Source organism: Bordetella saccharivorans (genome assembly GCF_045862855.1).
GTDB classification, from domain to species: domain Bacteria; phylum Pseudomonadota; class Gammaproteobacteria; order Burkholderiales; family Burkholderiaceae_B; genus Bordetella_A; species Bordetella_A petrii_F.
In genome coordinates this window covers 3,645,166-3,662,757 of record NZ_BAAFZO010000001.1, presented here as the reverse complement: position 1 = coordinate 3,662,757, position 17,592 = coordinate 3,645,166, and the positions used below count along the sequence as shown (strand labels likewise).

16 protein-coding genes are annotated in these 17,592 nt (G+C 66.7%); 4 read left to right on the top strand and 12 right to left on the bottom strand.

Annotated features, from left to right (window positions below; genetic code table 11):
* Position 1: 1 nt before the first annotated feature.
* The 9 genes from ACKTT0_RS17455 to metE all read right to left on the bottom strand — a co-directional run bounded on the left by ACKTT0_RS17455 (position 2) and on the right by metE (position 10,001).
* The gene (locus tag ACKTT0_RS17455; RefSeq protein WP_407851061.1) at positions 2 to 1,186 is read right to left on the bottom strand and encodes a uroporphyrinogen-III C-methyltransferase; all 1,185 of its coding nucleotides are present in this window, start codon (positions 1,184 to 1,186) and stop codon (positions 2 to 4) included.
* Positions 1,187 to 1,223: 37 nt separating this feature from the next.
* Positions 1,224 to 2,012 carry a uroporphyrinogen-III synthase gene (locus ACKTT0_RS17450; RefSeq protein ID WP_407851060.1) on the bottom strand — a complete coding sequence of 263 codons (789 nt, stop codon included), beginning with the start codon at positions 2,010 to 2,012 and terminating at the stop codon, positions 1,224 to 1,226.
* A gap of 50 nt (positions 2,013 to 2,062) precedes the next feature.
* A complete protein-coding gene (gene hemC, locus ACKTT0_RS17445; RefSeq protein WP_407851059.1) occupies positions 2,063 to 3,007 on the bottom strand; it encodes a hydroxymethylbilane synthase in 945 nt (314 codons plus the stop codon).
* 108 nt (positions 3,008 to 3,115) lie between these two features.
* Positions 3,116 to 3,835, bottom strand: coding sequence for a TerC family protein (locus ACKTT0_RS17440; protein ID WP_407851058.1), 720 nt, complete (start codon positions 3,833 to 3,835; stop codon positions 3,116 to 3,118).
* 112 nt (positions 3,836 to 3,947) lie between these two features.
* Positions 3,948 to 4,655, bottom strand: coding sequence for a TerC family protein (locus ACKTT0_RS17435; protein ID WP_407851057.1), 708 nt, complete (start codon positions 4,653 to 4,655; stop codon positions 3,948 to 3,950).
* A gap of 240 nt (positions 4,656 to 4,895) precedes the next feature.
* Positions 4,896 to 5,777 (bottom strand): succinate--CoA ligase subunit alpha, encoded by an 882-nt coding sequence (gene sucD / locus ACKTT0_RS17430; RefSeq protein WP_012248978.1) that lies wholly within the window; start codon positions 5,775 to 5,777, stop codon positions 4,896 to 4,898.
* Between the two features lie 17 nt (positions 5,778 to 5,794).
* Complete coding sequence (sucC, locus tag ACKTT0_RS17425; RefSeq protein WP_407851056.1) at positions 5,795 to 6,955, bottom strand: ADP-forming succinate--CoA ligase subunit beta; 1,161 nt, start codon at positions 6,953 to 6,955, stop codon at positions 5,795 to 5,797.
* Between the two features lie 10 nt (positions 6,956 to 6,965).
* A complete protein-coding gene (locus ACKTT0_RS17420) occupies positions 6,966 to 7,568 on the bottom strand; it encodes a DUF2889 domain-containing protein (protein WP_407851055.1) in 603 nt (200 codons plus the stop codon).
* Between the two features lie 138 nt (positions 7,569 to 7,706).
* The gene (metE, locus tag ACKTT0_RS17415) at positions 7,707 to 10,001 is read right to left on the bottom strand and encodes a 5-methyltetrahydropteroyltriglutamate--homocysteine S-methyltransferase (protein ID WP_407851054.1); all 2,295 of its coding nucleotides are present in this window, start codon (positions 9,999 to 10,001) and stop codon (positions 7,707 to 7,709) included.
* 140 nt (positions 10,002 to 10,141) lie between these two features.
* On the opposite strand from metE, the gene ACKTT0_RS17410 reads away from it, so the two are divergent.
* Positions 10,142 to 11,062, top strand: a complete 921-nt coding sequence (locus tag ACKTT0_RS17410) for a LysR family transcriptional regulator (protein WP_028353483.1) — start codon at positions 10,142 to 10,144, stop codon at positions 11,060 to 11,062.
* Positions 11,063 to 11,076: 14 nt separating this feature from the next.
* Here ACKTT0_RS17410 and recX read toward each other — a convergent pair whose 3' ends face one another.
* Both recX and recA read right to left on the bottom strand, forming a co-directional pair.
* Positions 11,077 to 11,619, bottom strand: coding sequence for a recombination regulator RecX (recX, locus tag ACKTT0_RS17405; protein ID WP_407851053.1), 543 nt, complete (start codon positions 11,617 to 11,619; stop codon positions 11,077 to 11,079).
* Entirely contained in the window at positions 11,616 to 12,683 is a 1,068-nt protein-coding gene (gene recA, locus ACKTT0_RS17400; protein ID WP_407851052.1) for a recombinase RecA, read from the bottom strand. The genes recX and recA overlap by 4 nt, the downstream gene beginning before the upstream one ends.
* Before the next feature lie 276 nt (positions 12,684 to 12,959).
* Here recA and ACKTT0_RS17395 point away from each other — a divergent pair, with 276 nt between their 5' ends.
* The 3 genes from ACKTT0_RS17395 to ACKTT0_RS17385 all read left to right on the top strand — a co-directional run bounded on the left by ACKTT0_RS17395 (position 12,960) and on the right by ACKTT0_RS17385 (position 17,005).
* On the top strand, positions 12,960 to 13,649 hold the full coding sequence (locus tag ACKTT0_RS17395) for a response regulator transcription factor (protein WP_028353486.1): 690 nt from the start codon (positions 12,960 to 12,962) through the stop codon (positions 13,647 to 13,649).
* Complete coding sequence (locus ACKTT0_RS17390) at positions 13,627 to 15,141, top strand: sensor histidine kinase (RefSeq protein ID WP_407852451.1); 1,515 nt, start codon at positions 13,627 to 13,629, stop codon at positions 15,139 to 15,141. The genes ACKTT0_RS17395 and ACKTT0_RS17390 overlap by 23 nt, the downstream gene beginning before the upstream one ends.
* A 187-nt stretch (positions 15,142 to 15,328) precedes the next feature.
* The gene (locus ACKTT0_RS17385; RefSeq protein ID WP_407851051.1) at positions 15,329 to 17,005 is read left to right on the top strand and encodes an MFS transporter; all 1,677 of its coding nucleotides are present in this window, start codon (positions 15,329 to 15,331) and stop codon (positions 17,003 to 17,005) included.
* 336 nt (positions 17,006 to 17,341) lie between these two features.
* Here ACKTT0_RS17385 and ACKTT0_RS17380 read toward each other — a convergent pair whose 3' ends face one another.
* Positions 17,342 to 17,560 (bottom strand): hypothetical protein, encoded by a 219-nt coding sequence (locus ACKTT0_RS17380; protein ID WP_407851050.1) that lies wholly within the window; start codon positions 17,558 to 17,560, stop codon positions 17,342 to 17,344.
* Positions 17,561 to 17,592 lie beyond the last annotated feature (32 nt).

Genomic DNA, 17,592 nt, shown 5'->3' with positions numbered 1-17,592 from the left:
GTCAGTCCTGTGTAGCGGGCGCGTTGGCGCCGGCGGCGCGCAGGGCCGCGACATTGGCCAGGCTGTCGCTGACGCCGGGCAACGGCACCGCGATATCGGTCTGCGCCAATTCCTGCGCCAGCCGCAGCGCAGCCTGGGTGTCGGCGGCGCGGCCGTCGAAGTACGAGCGCAGCGCCTGCACGACGTTGTCGAGCTCGCTCTTCCAGATTTCGGGCTGGCGCATCAGCATGGCGAGCTGGGCCGTCATGAGGCGCTGGCGCAAAGCGGCGCGCGCCTGCCCGGCCTGCTCGGCCGACAGCATGAGGGCGGCGGGCTGGTCGACGCGCTGAACGCTGATGAGGTCACCCAGTTCCTGAGCCAGCACGCTGCCGGCGCGCCCCGGCCATGAAGCGATTTCGGCGCGCCAGCGCTGCCACCAGGCCGCGTCGGCCGGCAACTCGGCGCGCGGGTCGGCGGCGGGCTGGGGCTCCGGCCGCGGCGGCGCGGCGCCGTCGGCCGGCGGCGTGCCAGGCGCCGCGGCATCGGGCACCAGCATCGGGGCCTTGGAGATCAACCCGGCCAGGCGGTCGATGCGCGCCGACTGGGCCGGAATATCGATGGTGGCGACCGCGCGCAGGCGCTCGAGGTCGCCGTTGATGCTTTGCTGCAGGCTGGCGAAACGCGGCCGGTCGGCGCGCGCGAGGCGCGACTGGGCGGTCTCCAGCGCCACGATGGCGTTGTTGACGTTGCCAGCCAGGCGCAACTGCTGATGGGCCATGACCAGCAGGCGTTCGACATCGTTGGCCAGCAGCTCGTCGCTCGCGCCGCCGCTGACCGTCTGCCAGGCCTGCTGCAGATCATCGTAGCGGCTCTTGGCTTCCTCGGCCTGGTTCTCCAGCTGGGCCACGCGCCCGGCCTGCGCCTGGGCCAGGGCCAGGGCCTCGCGCGCCGCCTTGCCGCTCAATGCGGCGGACTGTTCCAGCGCATCCAGGCGGGCGGCAACCTCGCGCCCGGCATTCAGGAACTGCTTGCGCTGCATCCACAGCGCCCAGCTCAGGCCGACGGCCAGCAGCACGACGATGATGAGCGCTGCGGACAAGGTACCCACCGCGCTGGCAGGCTTCCTGGCCTTGGGCGTGGCGGGCGAGCCTGAGCCCGGGGCGGCCGCGCGGGCGGCCGGTTCAGTGGCGGGGGTCTGGTCTGTCATGACGCGATTGTATTCGGTGAAATGCCAAAACTTCGATTCAAGCCGCAACAAAAGCCGCGAGGATCGCTTCGTCGGCAGGCAAGCAGATTTTTACCATCGGGGCGGGTCCCTGGCCACTGCCCGCCAACCCCAGGCGCGGCACCAGCGACGGGTGCGTAACCACGAAGCGCGACGCCCGCCACCAGGCCGCGATCCCTGCCGCGTCGACCTGCGCGCGAACCGCATCGATGCCCTCGCCGCTGGTCAGCAGCCAGGTTGCCGGCCTGCCCTGCCCGGCCCATTCGCGCAGCTGGCGCACGGCGGATGCCGGCCACAGCGCGGGCAGCCTGCGATACACCGCGTGCCGCGCCACTTGCACGCCCGCGGCCTCGAGCTGGTCGCCCAGCCAATCGCGCCCGCTCGTGCCGCGCACGAGCAAGACCCGCCGCGGCAGTGCGCCGCGGGCCCGCAACACCTGCCACAGCGCTTCGGAATCATGCGCAGCCGCCTCGGGCGGGGGGTACAACACGGCGGCGTCCGGCCCCACTCCGGGACATGCCCGGAAGGCCCGCGCGCTGGCCGGCCCCACGGTTGCCGCGAGCGTGCCGCCCGGCCAATCCGGCATGCCGGCGGCGTGCAGCTGGGCCAGGTACAGGCGCGCGGCGTTGCCGCTGACGAACACCACCAGGTCATGATCCTGCGGCAACGGCGGCCCCGCGGCATCGGCGGGCAATGGCTGGATCTCGAGCGCCGGCAGCGCCAATGTCTGCCAACCGGCATCGTGCAGCCCGCGCTCGAGCGGCGCATTGCGCCCGTCGGGACGGGTCAGGATGGCAATAGGCAGCATAGCGACCTCTCGGGCGAAACCCAGCAGGCGACCGGCAAGCCTTCGCCCCGTCAGGACGCCGGCGGTTCTTGCAGCAGTTCGGCCAGGATGGCCGCGGCCCCATCGGCCAGCAGTTCCCGCGCGGCAGCTTCGCCGATGGCCTGCGCCTCGGACGCCGGCCCGGCATGCTGGCAGCGGACGACGCGCGCGCCATCGGGCGACGCCACCAGGGCACGCAGCGACAGCGTATCGCCGGCGATTTGCGCGTAGGCGGCCAGCGGCACCTGGCACGAGCCGCCCAGAGCGCGCGACACGGCACGCTCCGCCACGACGCAGGCCGTGGTATCGGCGCAGGCCAGTGGGGCCAGCCACGCGCGCAGATCGTCGCGATCGTCGCGGATTTCGATGCCCAACGCGCCTTGCCCGGCCGCCGGCAGGCTCTGGTCGGGGTCGAGCAGGCAGCGTATGCGGGCCTGCAGGCCCAGGCGCTGCAGGCCCGCCGCGGCCAGGACGATGGCCGCGTAGTCGCCGCGGTCCAGCTTGCCCAGCCGGGTATCCAGGTTGCCCCGCAGGGGCTTGACGGCCAGATGGGGGTAGCGCTGGCGGATCTGTGACTCGCGCCGCAGGCTGGAAGTGCCCACCACCGCGCCGGCAGGCAGGTCGGCCAGGGTAGCGTAGTCGTTCGAGACGAAGGCATCGCGCGGGTCCGCGCGCTCGAGCACCGCGCACAAGTCGAAGGGTGCTTGCAGGTCGACCGGGACGTCCTTCAGGGAATGCACGGCCAGGTCGGCACGCCCGTCGAGCAGCGCGGTCTCGAGTTCTTTGACGAACAGGCCCTTGCCGCCCACCTTGGACAGCGTGCGATCGAGGATCTGGTCGCCGCGCGTGGTGAGCGTCAGCAGTTCAACCGCGCAACCCGGATACAGCGCGCGCAGGCGGTCGCGTACGTGCTCGGCTTGCCAGAGGGCAAGCCGGCTGGCGCGGGTCGCGATGACGAGGCGTTGCGGAACGGACACGAACGGCGTCACGCGAGGCTGGCGAAAACCACGGCGGCGATCACGCCCAGAATGGCCAGCACCAGCAGGCCCTGCAGCAGGCTGAGGCCGGATTCGGGGTTGTCGCTTTTACGCAGACTCATGAGCGGATTCCTTCGAGGCGGTTTTACGGCTGGCGAGCCACCGCCCCACGATGATGACGATCAGTGCGCCGATGACTTCGGCGGCGATTTTAACCGTGGTGGGCTGTTCGCCGAATTGACGCACTACGAAGACATCGGTGATTACCATGCCGCCCGCGATCCAGCCCAGCAGGCCGGCGCCGAACGTGACGACCAGCGGGTAGCGGTCGATGAGCTTGAGCACCAGCGTGCTGCCCCAGATGATGATGGGCACGCTGACGATCAGGCCGAACACGACCAGGCCGATCTGGTGGCCTTCATGGGCGTTCTGGGCGGCCCCCGCGATGGCGATTACGTTGTCCAGGCTCATGACGAAGTCAGCCACGATGATGGTCTTGACCGCCGCGGCGATGGACGTGCCGCCCTTGATGTTGCCGTGGGCGTCGTCTTCGGGAATGAGCAGCTTGATGCCGATCCACAGCAGCAGCAGGCCGCCGACGACCTTCAGGAACGGGATGGCCAGCAGGGTCAGCGCGAAGGCGATGAGCACCACGCGCAGGATGATGGCGCCGGCGGTACCCCACAGGATGCCCTGCATGCGTTGCTTGGGAGCCAGGTTGCGGCAGGCGAGTGCGATGACCACGGCGTTATCGCCACCCAGCAGGATGTCGATCAGGATAATCTGGAACACCGCTGCCCAACTCAGCGTCTGGAAAAACTCAAGCACGTTAGACCCCCAGGGAATTTTTGAACGAAGAAACGGCGCCGGCCGCGCACCGGCGCGGGCCGCCGGCGCGCAAGGCGCCATGGCGGCCCGGTGTACAACCTATTATTGTAGTTCAGCTTTGCGTCAGTACTTTTTGACGAGCCAGGAAAATTTTCCCCAGCGCCAGCACCACGATGGCGCCGAGCACGCCAGCAATAAGTGCCAATTGGTGCTGCGTCAGGCCCAGCGCGGTATCAATGCGCGTCACCGGCTCTTGCAAGGCCGGATCACCCACCAGCAGCTCGCCCGCGATGAAACCCAGCAGCGCCGCGCCGACCCACACGATGATCGGGAAGCGCTCGATGACCTTCAGCAGCAGCGTGCTGCCGAAAATGACCAGGGGAATGCTGATCGCCAGGCCTACGACCAGCAACGTGGTGTCGCCCATGGCCGCGGCGGCCACTGCCACGACATTGTCCAGGCTCATGACCAAGTCGGCGATCATGATGGTGCGGATGGCGGCCAGCAGGCTGCCGTGCTGCTTGCCCTCGCCCTCGTCCTCGCCCTCGGGCATCAGCAGGGAGACGCCGATATAGACCAGCAGCAGCGCGCCGATCAGCTTGAGCCACGGCAGCAAGAGCAGCTTGGCGGCCACCAGCGTCAGCACGATGCGCATGATGATCGCGGCGGCGGAGCCGACCACGATGGCGTTCTTCTGCTGCTTGGGAGGCAGCGAGCGCGCGGCGAGCGCGATGACCACGGCGTTGTCGCCGGATAGCAGGATATTGACCCAGATGATCTGGAGCAGGGCAATCCAGAATGCGGCTGATGTAAGTTCCATTCCTCTCTTTCCTAGATGATCCCCTAGGTGTGAATAAACAAAAAACGTACAGCCCTTTTTGGTTGGAACGCGCGAGCGTGGCGGGTGGCCCGGGCCCGATGCGGGAACGCCGCAACGGGCGGGATCTTCTTGCACGTATATATAAGACCGGCCCGTTATTATATTTTGCCGGCCCCCGCAGGGCCGCGCCCACGAAAAGGCCCGCCGAGGCGGGCCTTTCCTGGCGCGGATGCAGTCCGATTACAGCACGGACTTCAGCAGCTTGCCCATTTCGGACGGATTGCGGGTGGTACGGATACCGCACGCTTCCATCACTTCGAGCTTGGCATCGGCCGTATCGGCGCCGCCCGAGATGAGCGCGCCGGCGTGGCCCATGCGCTTGCCCGGAGGCGCCGTGACGCCGGCGATGAAGCCGACCACGGGTTTCTTCATGTTGTCCTTGGCCCACTGTGCCGCGTTGACTTCATCCGGGCCGCCGATTTCGCCGATCATGATGACCGCGTCGGTGTCGGGGTCGTCGTTGAACAGCTTGAGCACATCCACGTGCTTCAGGCCGTTGATCGGGTCGCCCCCGATACCCACGGCGCTCGACTGGCCCAGGCCCAGCTCGGTGACTTGCGCCACGGCTTCGTAGGTCAGCGTGCCAGAGCGGCTGACGATGCCGATGCGGCCCTTGCGGTGGATGTGGCCCGGCATGATGCCGATCTTGATTTCGTCGGGGGTGATCAGGCCGGGGCAGTTCGGGCCCAGCAGCAGGGTCTTGCTGTTCTTGGCCTTCATGCGGTTCTTCACTTCCAGCATGTCGCGCACCGGGATGCCCTCGGTGATGCAGATGACCAGGTCCAGCTCGGCTTCGACGGCTTCCCAGATGGCGGCCGCGGCGCCCGCGGGCGGCACGTAGATGACCGACACGGTCGCGCCGGTCTTGTCCTTGGCGTCCTGCACGCTGCCGAAGATGGGCACGCCTTCGAAGTCCTCGCCGGCTTTCTTGGGATGCACGCCGGCCACGAAGGCGGCTTTGCCATTGGCGTATTCACGGCACATGCGGGTGTGGAACTGGCCCGTCTTGCCCGTGATGCCCTGGGTGATGACTTTGGTGTCCTTGTTGATCAGAATCGACATTTGTAAATCCTTGGCGTTTATTTGACGGCGGCTACGACGCGGGTGGCCGCTTCGGCCATGGTGTCGGCGCTGATGATGGGCAGCCCCGAGTCGGCCAGCATCTTCTTGCCCAGTTCTTCGTTGGTGCCCTTCATGCGGACCACCAGCGGCACGTTCAGGTTGACCGCCTTGCACGCGGCGATCACGCCTTCGGCGATCACGTCGCAGCGCATGATGCCGCCGAAAATGTTGACCAGGATGGCCTTCACGCCCTTATTCTTGAGCATGATCTTGAAGGCTTCGGTGACCTTCTCGGCCGTGGCGCCGCCGCCGACGTCCAGGAAGTTGGCGGGCTCGCCGCCGAACAGCTTGATGGTGTCCATGGTGGCCATGGCCAGGCCGGCGCCGTTGACCAGGCAGCCGATGTTGCCGTCGAGCTGTATGTAGGCCAGGTCGAACTTGCTGGCCTCGATTTCGGCGGGGTCCTCTTCGTCGAGGTCGCGGTAGGCGACGATCTCGGGATGGCGGAACAGCGCGTTGGAATCGAAGTTGAACTTGGCGTCCAGCGCGATGATGTTGCCCTTGCTGTCGCAGTTCAGCGGGTTGATTTCCACCAGCGAAGCGTCGGTGTCCATATAGCACTTGTACAGCTTCTGGAACACGTCGGCGGCCTGGTCGGCGGAGCCGTCCTTCAGGCCCACGGCTTCGGCCACTTGCTTGGCCTGCCCGGCCGACAGGCCGGTCAGCGGATCGATGTATTCGGTGATGATCTTCTCGGGCGTCGAATGGGCGACTTCCTCGATGTCCATGCCGCCTTCGCTGGAAGCGATGATGGCGACCTTCTGCGTGGCGCGGTCGGTCACCAGCGACACGTAGTATTCCTTCTTGATGTCGGCGCCTTCCTCAATGTACAGGCGGCGCACCTTCTGGCCCTCGGGGCCCGTCTGGTGCGTCACGAGCTGCATGCCCAGGATTTCCGAAGCCAGCTTGCGGACGTCGTCGATCGAACGGGCCAGCTTGACGCCGCCGCCCTTGCCGCGGCCGCCGGCGTGGATCTGCGCCTTGACGACCCATACCGGCCCGCCGAGCTTTTCAGCGGCAGCCACGGCCTCGTCGACGGAAAAAGCGGGGATCCCGCGCGGCACGGGCACGCCAAATTGCTTCAGCAGTTCCTTGCCTTGATACTCGTGGATTTTCATGTGTTACCTGTCAGGACGAATGAGAAAAAGAGGGGATGTCGGAGATCGCGTCCGCCGCCGCTTCAGCGCTATCCCCGGTGTACCACTTGGGATAGTGCTCAAGCACCACGGGGCCGTCGGTGCGCAAGGCATGACAGCCGTCCAGCTGGAACGGGCGCTTGTCCGGATTGCTGCTCTGACGCCGCCGGTTGGCCATGGTCTGCACTGCCGCGGTAGGCAGCACCTGCGACAGTTCGGTCATGTGGGTACAGCCGGCCGTGTGGCCAAAGCGATCCTTGACCTGGCGGCGGAACCCCTTGAGCAGGTTCATGCCCACCAGCCCCTCGTAGGCGGGTTCGATGGCCATGCACTGCCGGTCGTACGGCGCCGCGTCATACACCGCCTCGGCCGCCACGATGGAGAACGCGGCATCGATGGTGATGCGCAGGTGCATGTGGTGGACGGGACGGCCGGCCTTGAAGATCTCGCCATTCTGCCTGGGGAAATCGTAGGCCTTGAAGTCGATGAGCTCGGCTTCGAGGTCCCACAATCCGTCGTCGCGCTCGTAGGACTGCACGCGTATGGAACGCGTGTGCAGCGGGCGGCGGGGGGCTTTCGACGGTGGCAAGGGCATGAGTTAGCCTGCGCTTCAAGGTATTTGACGCGAAGCAGCAAATCCTGGGAAGTATAACGCAGGCCCCCATGCCCGTGCGGGGGCCCGCCGGGGCGCGAGGCGGGGTCGAAGGCCCGCCCCGTGCCCCGGCGGGGCCGGTCAGCCGGCCCGTAGGACGCGGGCCGCCTCGACCATGCCGACCAGCGCCGCCTCGGTTTCCGGCCAGGCGCGGGTTTTCAGGCCGCAGTCCGGGTTGACCCACAGCCGCTCGCTGGGCAGCCGGGCGGCCGCCTTGCGCATCAGGCCCACCATCCAGTCGACGTCCGGGACGTTAGGCGAATGGATATCGTAGACGCCCGGACCGATATCGTTGGGATATCGGAAATCCTCAAAGGCGGCCAGCAATTCCATATTGGAGCGCGAGGTCTCGATCGTAATGACATCGGCATCCATGGCGGCAATGGATTCGATGATGTCATTGAACTCGGAATAGCACATGTGCGTGTGAATCTGGGTGTCGGCGGCCACCCCGGCGGTCGACAGCCGGAAGCAGTCCACCGCCCAGTCGAGGTATGCCTGCCAGTCGGCGCGGCGCAGCGGCAGGCCCTCGCGGATGGCGGGCTCGTCGATCTGGATGACCCGCACCCCCGCCGCTTCCAGGTCGACCACCTCGTCGCGCAGGGCCAGCGCCAGTTGCCGGCAGGTCTGCTCGCGCGGCTGGTCGTCGCGCACGAAGGACCACTGCAAAATGGTGACCGGCCCGGTCAGCATGCCCTTGACCGGCTTGTCGGTCAGGGATTGGGCATACGACGACCAGCCGACGGTCATGGGCGCCGGCCGCGCCACGTCGCCGAAAATGATGGGCGGCTTGACGCAGCGCGAGCCATAGCTTTGCACCCAGCCGTTGCGGGTAAAGGCGAACCCGGCCAGCAGTTCGCCGAAGTATTCCACCATGTCGTTGCGCTCCGGCTCGCCATGCACCAGCACGTCCAGGCCGATTTTTTCCTGGAAGCGGATGACTGCCTCGATTTCCTTGCGGATCGCGGCTTCATAGGCGGCATCGGTCAGCGCACCGGACTTCCAGTCGCGTCGCAGCGCGCGGATTTCGGCGGTCTGCGGGAACGAGCCGATGGTCGTGGTGGGGAAGGCCGGCAGCTTCAGCAATTCCTGCTGTCGGGCGATGCGTTCGGCAAAGGGCGCGCGTTCACGCGCCACGCCGGCGGCCTCGGCCATGCGGCGACCCACCGCCGGATTATGGATGCGCGGCGACTGCCGGCGTGCCTGCAGCGCCGCGCGCTGGACGGCCAACGCGTCGCGCACCGCCGGCTGTCCGGCGTCTGCCAGCGCACGCCCCAATAGGTCCAGTTCGTCGAGCTTCTGCGCCGCGAACGAGAGCCAGCTCTTCAATTCGGCATCCAGGTCGGTCTCGCCCGCCAGGTCGACCGGCACATGCAGCAACGAGCACGACGGCGCCAGCCAGAGACGTTCGCCCAATTGCTTGCGGACCGGCGCCAGCGCCGCCAGCGCGGCGTCCAGGTCGGTGCGCCAGATATTGCGGCCGTCAATCACGCCCGCCGACAGCACCTGGTCGGGCCGCAGCGCGGCAGCCACTTCCTGCAACTGCCCGGGAGCGCGCGCCAGGTCCAGGTGCAGGCCGGCCACCGGTAGTGCCAACGCAGTGGCCAGGTTGTCCTTCAGGCCGCCGAAATAGGTGGCCATCAAGAGCTTGACCGGCGTGTCGGCCAGCCTGGCGTAGGTTTCCCGGAAGGCATCACGCCAAGCCTGCGGCAGGTCCAGGACCAGAATCGGTTCGTCGATCTGCACCCACTGCACCCCCTGGCGCGCCAGACGGGCCAGCACCTCCGCATAGACCGGCAACAGTGCGTTGAGCAACTGCAATTTGGCGGGATCGCCGGCGCCCTTGGCAAAGGCGTCGCCCTTGCCCAGCCACAGCCAGGCCAGCGGGCCCGGGATCACCGGCTTGGGCTGGTAGCCCAGCGCCTGGGCCTCCGCCACTTGATCGAACAAATACTCGCGCGCGATGCGGAACGTCTGTCCCGGCACGAGCTCCGGCACGATGTAGTGGTAGTTGGTATCGAACCACTTGGTCATTTCGCAGGCGGCGGCCGGCGTGCCGGTGGGGGCCCGCCCCCGGCCCATGCGGAACAGCGTGTCCAGCCCCACCAACTGGCCCTCCGGCTGGCCGAAGCGCGCCGGCACGGCGCCCAGCAAGGTGGTCCATTCCAGGATGTGGTCGTACCAGGCGAAATCGCCCACCGGCACGAACTGCAGGCCGGCCGCGGCCTGCTGGCGCCAATGTGCGGCACGCAGGTCCCGCCCGACCTGCTCCAGCGCTTCGACGTCCTGCCTGCCGGCCCAGTACGCCTCCACGGCGCGCTTCAGCTCGCGCTGCGCGCCAATTCGCGGAAAACCCAAACTATGAGTAATAGTCATATAAATATCCAGAATAAGCGAAATTTGTTCAATTCGTAGCGTATTCTGGCAGCAACTCAACTTGCAGCAAAATCAATCTCGCCATACATTGATTGAATATTTTTCATGTAAATACAGCCCCGCCGCGACTGTCGCCCGCCATGCTCGAAATCCGCCACCTCGAAACGCTGTCCGCCATCCGCGACGGCGGCAGCCTGCAGGAAGCCGCCGAACGCCTGCACCTGACGCAGTCGGCCTTGTCGCACCAGTTGCGCGACCTGGAAACCAGGCTGGGCACGCCCCTGCTGAACCGTCGCACCCGCCCTGCCCGCCTGACGACGGCCGGCCTGCGCGTGCTGGCCCTGGCCGATGACGTCCTGCCCCGCCTGCGCGCCACCGAACGGGAATTGCAGCGGCTGGCAGCCGGCCGCACCGGCCGCCTGCACATGGCCATCGAATGCCACTCCTGCTTTCAGTGGTTGATGCCGGCCTTGGATGCGTTCCGCGCCCAGTGGCCCGATGTCGCGCTGGACCTGTCGGCGGCGTTCTCGTTCGCCCCGCTGCCCGCGCTGGTGCGCGGCGACCTGGACCTGGTCATCACGTCCGACCCGCAGCGCCTGGAGGCCGTCGAATACCTGCCGCTGTTCAAGTATGAGCTGGTGCTGGCTGTGGCGCAGTCCCATCCGTTCGCGGCCAGCCGCCATATCGAACCGGAGCAACTCGAGGACCAGACCCTGATCACGTATCCCGTGGAGCGCCAGCGGCTGGATGTCTTCACCGCGTTCCTGGATCCGGCCGACGTCGAGCCGGCGGCGGTGCGCAAGGCCGAACTGACCCCCATCATTGCCCAGTTGGTGGCCAGCAATCGCGGCGTGGCGGCGCTGCCGAACTGGGCGCTCACCGAGTATCTGCAGCAGGGATGGCTGCATCTGTGCCACCTGGGGCCCCAGGGCGTCTGGCGCACGCTGTACGCGGCGGTGCGCACCGAGGACACGGATGCTTCGTATGTGAAGGACTTCCTGGCGATCGCGCGGGAAGTATGTTTCAAGACGCTCGACGGGATCCGCACGGCCAAGAGCTGACCGCGAGCACGCCCCTAGTCGTCGTGCTCGTCGCCCAACAGGCGGCGGATGATGTCGTGGGCAAACCCGCGGCCCGCCAGGAAGCGGGCCTGCTTGGCATATTCGGCGCGATCGGCCGGCTTGGCGGCGAAGCGCTTGCGCCAGACCTCGAGTGCCCGCTGGTACTCGGTGGCGCGCAGGTCGTCGCGCAATTGCGCCACCTGCTCTTCCGCCACGCCATGCTGACGCAGTTCCTGCACGATGCGCGCCGTGCCCTGCCGCCCGGCGCGCCGGTGCACCAGGCTGTGGGCGAACCGTTCAGTGGACAGCCAGCCCTCTTTTTCCAGGGCGTCGAGCACCGCATCGATGTCGTCGCCCTCTTCCGCGTAGGGCTGAAGCTTGCGCGCCAGCTCATTGCGCGCATATTCGCGGCGGGACAGATAACCGACGGCGCGGGCCTTCAAGGAAGGCCCGCGCGGGCGGGGCGAGGGTTGGGCGAGGGTTTCGAAGCCGTCGTCGTCGGCCTCGCCCTTGCCCGGGCCGCGTCGTGGCGACGGAGGCCTGGGCCGGCGGATCATGCTTCGCCGGGTTCCTCGGCTTCACTGGCCGGGAACGTGGCCGCGCGGCTGACGATGCCCTGGTTCTCGCGCACCTTGTTCTCGATCTCGATGGCGAGCTCGGGGTGCTCTTTCAGGTATTCGCGGACGTTGTCCTTGCCCTGGCCGATGCGAGTGCCGTTGTAGCTGTACCAGGCGCCGGATTTGTCGACCACGCCGGCCTGCACGCCCAGGTCGATGATTTCGCCTTCACGCGAGATACCCGCGCCGTACATGATGTCGAATTCGGCCTGCTTGAAGGGGGGCGAGACCTTGTTCTTGACGACCTTGACGCGGGTTTCGTTGCCCACGACTTCCTCGCCCTTCTTGATGGAGCCGATGCGGCGGATATCGAGGCGCACCGACGAATAGAATTTCAACGCATTGCCGCCGGTGGTGGTTTCGGGGTTGCCGAACATGACGCCGATCTTCATGCGGATCTGGTTGATGAAGATCACCATGCAGTTGGTGCGCTTGATGGTGGCGGTCAGCTTGCGCAGCGCCTGGCTCATCAGGCGGGCCTGCAGGCCGGGCAGGGAGTCGCCCATTTCGCCCTCGATTTCGGCCTTGGGCACCAGGGCCGCGACCGAGTCGATGACGATCAGGTCGACCGAACCCGAGCGCACCAGAGCGTCGGTGATTTCCAGCGCCTGCTCGCCGGTGTCGGGCTGGGAAATCAGCAGGTCGGTCAGGTTGACGCCGAGCTTGGCGGCGTACTGGACGTCGAGCGCGTGCTCGGCGTCGACGAAGGCGCAGGTGCCGCCGATTTTCTGCATTTCGGCGATGACCTGCAGGGTGAGCGTGGTCTTGCCGGACGATTCGGGGCCGTAGATCTCGATCACCCGGCCGCGCGGCAGGCCGCCCACGCCCAGCGCGATGTCGAGCCCCAGCGAGCCGGTGGACACGACCTGGATGTCGTGCTCGACCTCGTTGTCGCCGTAGCGCATGATCGAGCCCTTGCCGAACTGCTTCTCGATTTGCGAAAGCGCGGCGGCCAGCGCCTTGGCCTTTTCCGACGCGGCTGCCTTGCTGGTTTTGTCGTCCATGTGGTGTCCCGTGGATGAATGTATGTATGCGGCGCCGCGGCACGATGCGCCGGCGGCGGCCATGGGTAACTTGTTGCCCGGCCAGGCGGGGCTGGCCGGAGAACTCTGCTTGATACGGCTCGAAAGCTAGCGGCGATTATGGCATCGGATTATACTGTACAAAAATCCAGTATGCCATAATTTTCCAGGGATTCCCTGGCTGGGCAAGCGTCCCGCCGTGTGCCAGAATGCCCCCGATCCGGGCGGCATGTCCGGCCACCGTTTCCGCTTACCCGCATGCGCATCCTCATCGCCGAAGACGACAGCATCCTGGCCGATGGCCTGTCCCGCTCGCTGCGGCACAATGGCTATGCCGTCGACGCCGTCCGCGATGGCGTGGCCGCCGATTCCGCCCTGGCCGCCCAGGCCTTCGACCTGCTCATCCTCGATCTCGGCCTGCCCCAGCTGGCCGGCCTCGAAGTCCTGCGACGCCTGCGCGCGCGCAACTCGCTGTTGCCGGTGCTGATCCTCACCGCCGCCGACAGCGTCGAACAACGCGTCAAAGGGCTCGACCTCGGCGCCGACGACTACATGGCCAAGCCCTTCGCCCTGTCCGAACTCGAGGCGCGGGTGCGCGCGCTGACCCGGCGCGGGGCCGGCGGCGGCGCCACCCTGCTGCGCCACGGCAGGCTGGTCTTCGACCAGACCGGCCGCGTGGCCCTGGTCGACGACCAGACGCTCGACCTCTCGGCCCGCGAGGTCAGCCTGCTCGAGATTCTGCTGACCCGCAGCGGCCGCATGGTCAGCAAGACGCAACTGGTGGACCACCTCTGCGAATGGGGCGAAGAAGTCAGCACCAACGCCATCGAGGTCTACGTGCATCGCCTGCGCAAGAAGCTGGAGCCCAGCGGCGTCAAGATCATCACGGTGCGCGGCCTGGGCTATTGCCTTGAACGGGACCAGGGTGCCGGCTACCTCCCCCATTGAGCCGGCCGCGCACGAAAAGCTGAACCAGGAAGCCCTGGATGCCATGCGCGGCGGGGCCAAGGGCCCCAGCTTCGCGCCGCCGCAACGCTCGCTGCTGGGCGAAATCCTCGACTGGATGCTGGCGCCCTTGTTCCTGCTATGGCCCATGAGCGTGGCCATCACCTACGTGGTGGCGCAGAACATCGCTAACGTCCCGTACGACCGCGCGCTGGCCAACAACCTGCATGTACTGGCGCGCCACGTGCATGCGCAGGACGGGCGCGCCGTCCTGCGCATGAGCGAAGGCGTGCGCGACGTGCTGCGCCCCGACGAAACCGAAAGCGTCTTCTGGCTAGCCCTCGGCAGCCGGGGCGAATACCTGGGCGGCGACCGTGCCCTGCCCCTGCCGCCGGAACTCGGTCCGCCCCAGCCGGGCACTATTTTGTACGCGGACGACACGCTGCGCGGGTTCGGCGTGCGGCTGGCCTACACCTGGGTCGACCTGCACATCCCGCGCACCCAGCCTGTGCTGCTGGCGGTGGCCGAGACCATGGAAAAGCGCACGCAGCTCGCCAACGACATCATCAAGGGCGTGATCATTCCGCAGTTCGTGGTGCTGCCGGTCGCCGTGCTGCTGGTGTGGTTCGGCCTGTCGCGCGGCGTGGCGCCGCTCAACGCCCTGCAGCAGCGGCTGCGCGCGCGCCGTCCCGACGACCTGTCGCCCATTGACGAGCGCGCCGCGCCATCCGAGATCGCCCCGCTGGTCGGCGCCATGAACGAGCTGCTCGACCGCCTGTCGGCCAACGTGGAGGCACAGCGCCGCTTCGTCGCGGACGCGGCCCACCAGTTGAAGACCCCGCTGGCCGGGCTGCGCACCCAGGCCGAGCTGGCGCTGCGCGACGCCAGCCCCGACGAGATGCAGTCCAGCCTGCGCCAGCTCGTCATGGGCTCGGAGCGCGCCACCCGCCTGGTCAACCAGCTGCTGCTGCTGGCGCGCGCCGAAAACCCGCATTCGGCGGGACTGGCCCGCGTCGACCTGGATGCCGTCGGCTCGGAGCAGGCCATGCAATGGGTGCCGCAGGCCCTGGCGTTGGGCACCGACCTGGGCTTCGAAGCCGCCGACCGGCCGGTGTACATAGCCGGCAACAGCATCCTGCTGGCCGAACTCCTGAACAACCTGCTGGACAACGCCCTGCGCTACACGCCGGCAGGCGGGCACGTGACCGTGCGGGTGCGCGCCACCGCCCTGCACGCCATTCTCGAAGTCGAGGATTCCGGCCCCGGGATCGCCCCCGAGGACCGCGAGCGGGTGTTCGACCGCTTCTACCGCGTACTGGGCACGCAGGCCGAAGGCAGCGGCCTGGGGCTGGCCATCGTCCGCGAAATTGCCCAGAAGCACCACGCCGAGGTGCAGATCCACGAAGGCACCGCGCACTCCCAATTGCCGGGCACCTGCATCCGGGTGATTTTTTCGTTGTATGGACGCACATCCGAGAGCTCCACGGCCGCCTAGGATATACCCTCGCCCGCCCGGCGCCCCGCCGGCATAGAAACATTAAGTTTCAAAATTAAGATTCGGGTAAGTATCGCGTCAGAACCTCGTCAGGCTGGTTTTCTACCTTGTAACCAGCTTGATGCCGGTATCCGCCGGCGGAAAGTAAGCACGGTGGAGCACCACTGGCATCAAACGAGGAGACATCATGAGCACAGCATCGCTGGCCGATCGCGGCCCATCAACGGGCCCGCGCCCGATGACCAAGGAAGAACGGCGCGTGATCTTCGCGTCGTCGCTAGGCACCGTTTTCGAGTGGTACGACTTCTACCTGTACGGCTCGCTGGCGGCTATCATCGCCACCCACTTCTTCTCCGGCGTCAATCCCACGGCGGCATTCATTTTCGCGTTGCTGGCCTTCGCCGCCGGTTTCGCGGTGCGGCCGTTCGGCGCACTGGTATTCGGCCGCCTGGGCGACCTGGTCGGGCGCAAGTACACCTTCCTGGTCACCATCGTGATCATGGGCCTGTCGACCTTCCTCGTGGGCGTATTGCCCAGCTACGCCAGCATCGGCATTGCCGCCCCGGCGATCCTGATCGGCCTGCGCCTGCTGCAGGGCCTGGCCCTGGGCGGCGAGTACGGTGGCGCGGCCACCTATGTGGCCGAGCATGCGCCGCATGGCCGGCGCGGCGCGTACACTGCCTGGATCCAGACCACCGCCACGCTGGGCCTGTTCCTCTCGCTGCTGGTGATCATGGGAGTGCGCGGCCTGATGGACGAGGAATCGTTCCGCGCCTGGGGCTGGCGCATTCCGTTCCTGATTTCGGTGGTGCTGCTGGGCATCTCGGTGTGGATCCGGATGCAGCTCAATGAATCGCCCACCTTCAAGCGCATGAAGGAAGAAGGCAAGGGTTCCAAGGCGCCGCTGACCGAATCGTTCGGCCAGTGGAAGAACCTGAAGATCGTCATCATCGCCCTGCTCGGCCTGACCGCCGGCCAGGCCGTGGTCTGGTACACCGGGCAGTTCTATGCCCTGTTCTTCCTGACCAAGACGCTGCAGGTCGACGCCAACACCGCCAACATCATGATCGCCCTGGCGCTCTTGATCGGTACGCCGTTCTTCCTGATCTTCGGCTCGCTGTCCGACCGCATCGGCCGCAAGCCCATCATCATGGCCGGCTGCCTGATCGCCGCGGTCACCTACTTCCCCCTGTTCCAGGGCCTGACCCACTTCGCCAACCCGGCGCTCGAAAAAGCCCAGGCCACGGCGCCGGTCACGGTCGTCGCCGACCCGGCCACCTGCTCGTTCCAGTTCAACCCGGTCGGCACCTCGTCCTTCACCAGTTCCTGCGACGTGGTCAAGTCGTTCCTCGCCAGCAACTCCGTCAATTACCAGAACCAGGCCGCGCCGGCGGGCTCGGTCGCCAAGGTCAAGATCGGCAACGACGAGTTCACCTCGTTCGAGGGCAAGGACATGGCTCCCGCCGAGTTCAAGGCCAAGTCGGCCGAACTGAAGGCGGCGCTGACCACCGCCATCCGCGACCACGGCTATCCCGCCAAGGCCGATCCGGCGCAGATGAACAAGTTCATGGTGGTGGTGCTGCTGACCATCCTGGTGATCTACGTGACCATGGTGTATGGCCCGATCGCCGCCATGCTGGTGGAAATGTTCCCGACCCGCATCCGCTACACGTCGATGAGCCTGCCGTACCACATCGGCAACGGCTGGTTCGGCGGATTCCTGCCGCCGGTGGCCTTCGCCATCGTCGCCGCCACGGGCAACATCTACGACGGCCTCTGGTACCCGATCATCATCGCGGTCATGACTCTCGTCATCGGCACCCTGTTCGTGCGCGAGACGAAGGACGTGGACATCAACGCCTGACCGCGCGTTCCCCCGCCAGGCAGGACTGCTGCGCCTGTCTGGCCCTTCAAGCTCCCTCGGGAGCTTTTTTTTTGCCCCTTCTCCGGGGCGGCTTGATTCAGGACGCTGTCAGACCGACAGGATTAGACTGCAAGCTCAGATCACGGTCTTGCACTGCATTGTCGGGCGTTTGATCCCCTGTCCGACGATCGCAGGGCCAGTACTCTGACGCCAATGCCGCGTCCCCCGCGAGCCTTTAATGGCGCGACATTGTGTGACCCTGCCGGCCCGGCTTTTCCAAGCCGGGCCTTTTTTTGCCGCCCTCCGGCGCAGGCCTTCGGCGTGACGATCGCGGCTTCAGCGACGACGACCGAGCCCGACCACCAGTACCCCCACCACAATGGCGGCGATGCCGGCCCAGGTCGGAATAGTCACCGATTTTTCGGTTTCGGCCGTGGCCTTGACTGAACCGATCTGCAGGACGGTTTCTTCGCTCTTGTAGTCGAAGCCCTTGTACACCAGCGCCGCGGCGCCCAGCGCGATCAGCACGATGCCCACAATGGTCGCAGGTTTCATTGTTATGTCCTTTTGGCTAGTGACGATGCGCC

Coding starts and splice junctions, on each gene's coding strand:
- ACKTT0_RS17435 (WP_407851057.1), bottom strand. CDS start 4,655: ATGGAACTTACATCAGCCGCATTCTGGATTGCCCTGCTCCAGATCATC.
- recX (WP_407851053.1), bottom strand. CDS start 11,619: ATGATCCGCCGGCCCAGGCCTCCGTCGCCACGACGCGGCCCGGGCAAG.
- recA (WP_407851052.1), bottom strand. CDS start 12,683: ATGGACGACAAAACCAGCAAGGCAGCCGCGTCGGAAAAGGCCAAGGCG.
- ACKTT0_RS17450 (WP_407851060.1), bottom strand. CDS start 2,012: ATGCTGCCTATTGCCATCCTGACCCGTCCCGACGGGCGCAATGCGCCG.
- sucD (WP_012248978.1), bottom strand. CDS start 5,777: ATGTCGATTCTGATCAACAAGGACACCAAAGTCATCACCCAGGGCATC.
- ACKTT0_RS17420 (WP_407851055.1), bottom strand. CDS start 7,568: ATGCCCTTGCCACCGTCGAAAGCCCCCCGCCGCCCGCTGCACACGCGT.
- sucC (WP_407851056.1), bottom strand. CDS start 6,955: ATGAAAATCCACGAGTATCAAGGCAAGGAACTGCTGAAGCAATTTGGC.
- ACKTT0_RS17410 (WP_028353483.1), top strand. CDS start 10,142: ATGCTCGAAATCCGCCACCTCGAAACGCTGTCCGCCATCCGCGACGGC.
- ACKTT0_RS17385 (WP_407851051.1), top strand. CDS start 15,329: ATGAGCACAGCATCGCTGGCCGATCGCGGCCCATCAACGGGCCCGCGC.
- ACKTT0_RS17455 (WP_407851061.1), bottom strand. CDS start 1,186: ATGACAGACCAGACCCCCGCCACTGAACCGGCCGCCCGCGCGGCCGCC.
- ACKTT0_RS17395 (WP_028353486.1), top strand. CDS start 12,960: ATGCGCATCCTCATCGCCGAAGACGACAGCATCCTGGCCGATGGCCTG.
- ACKTT0_RS17380 (WP_407851050.1), bottom strand. CDS start 17,560: ATGAAACCTGCGACCATTGTGGGCATCGTGCTGATCGCGCTGGGCGCC.
- metE (WP_407851054.1), bottom strand. CDS start 10,001: ATGACTATTACTCATAGTTTGGGTTTTCCGCGAATTGGCGCGCAGCGC.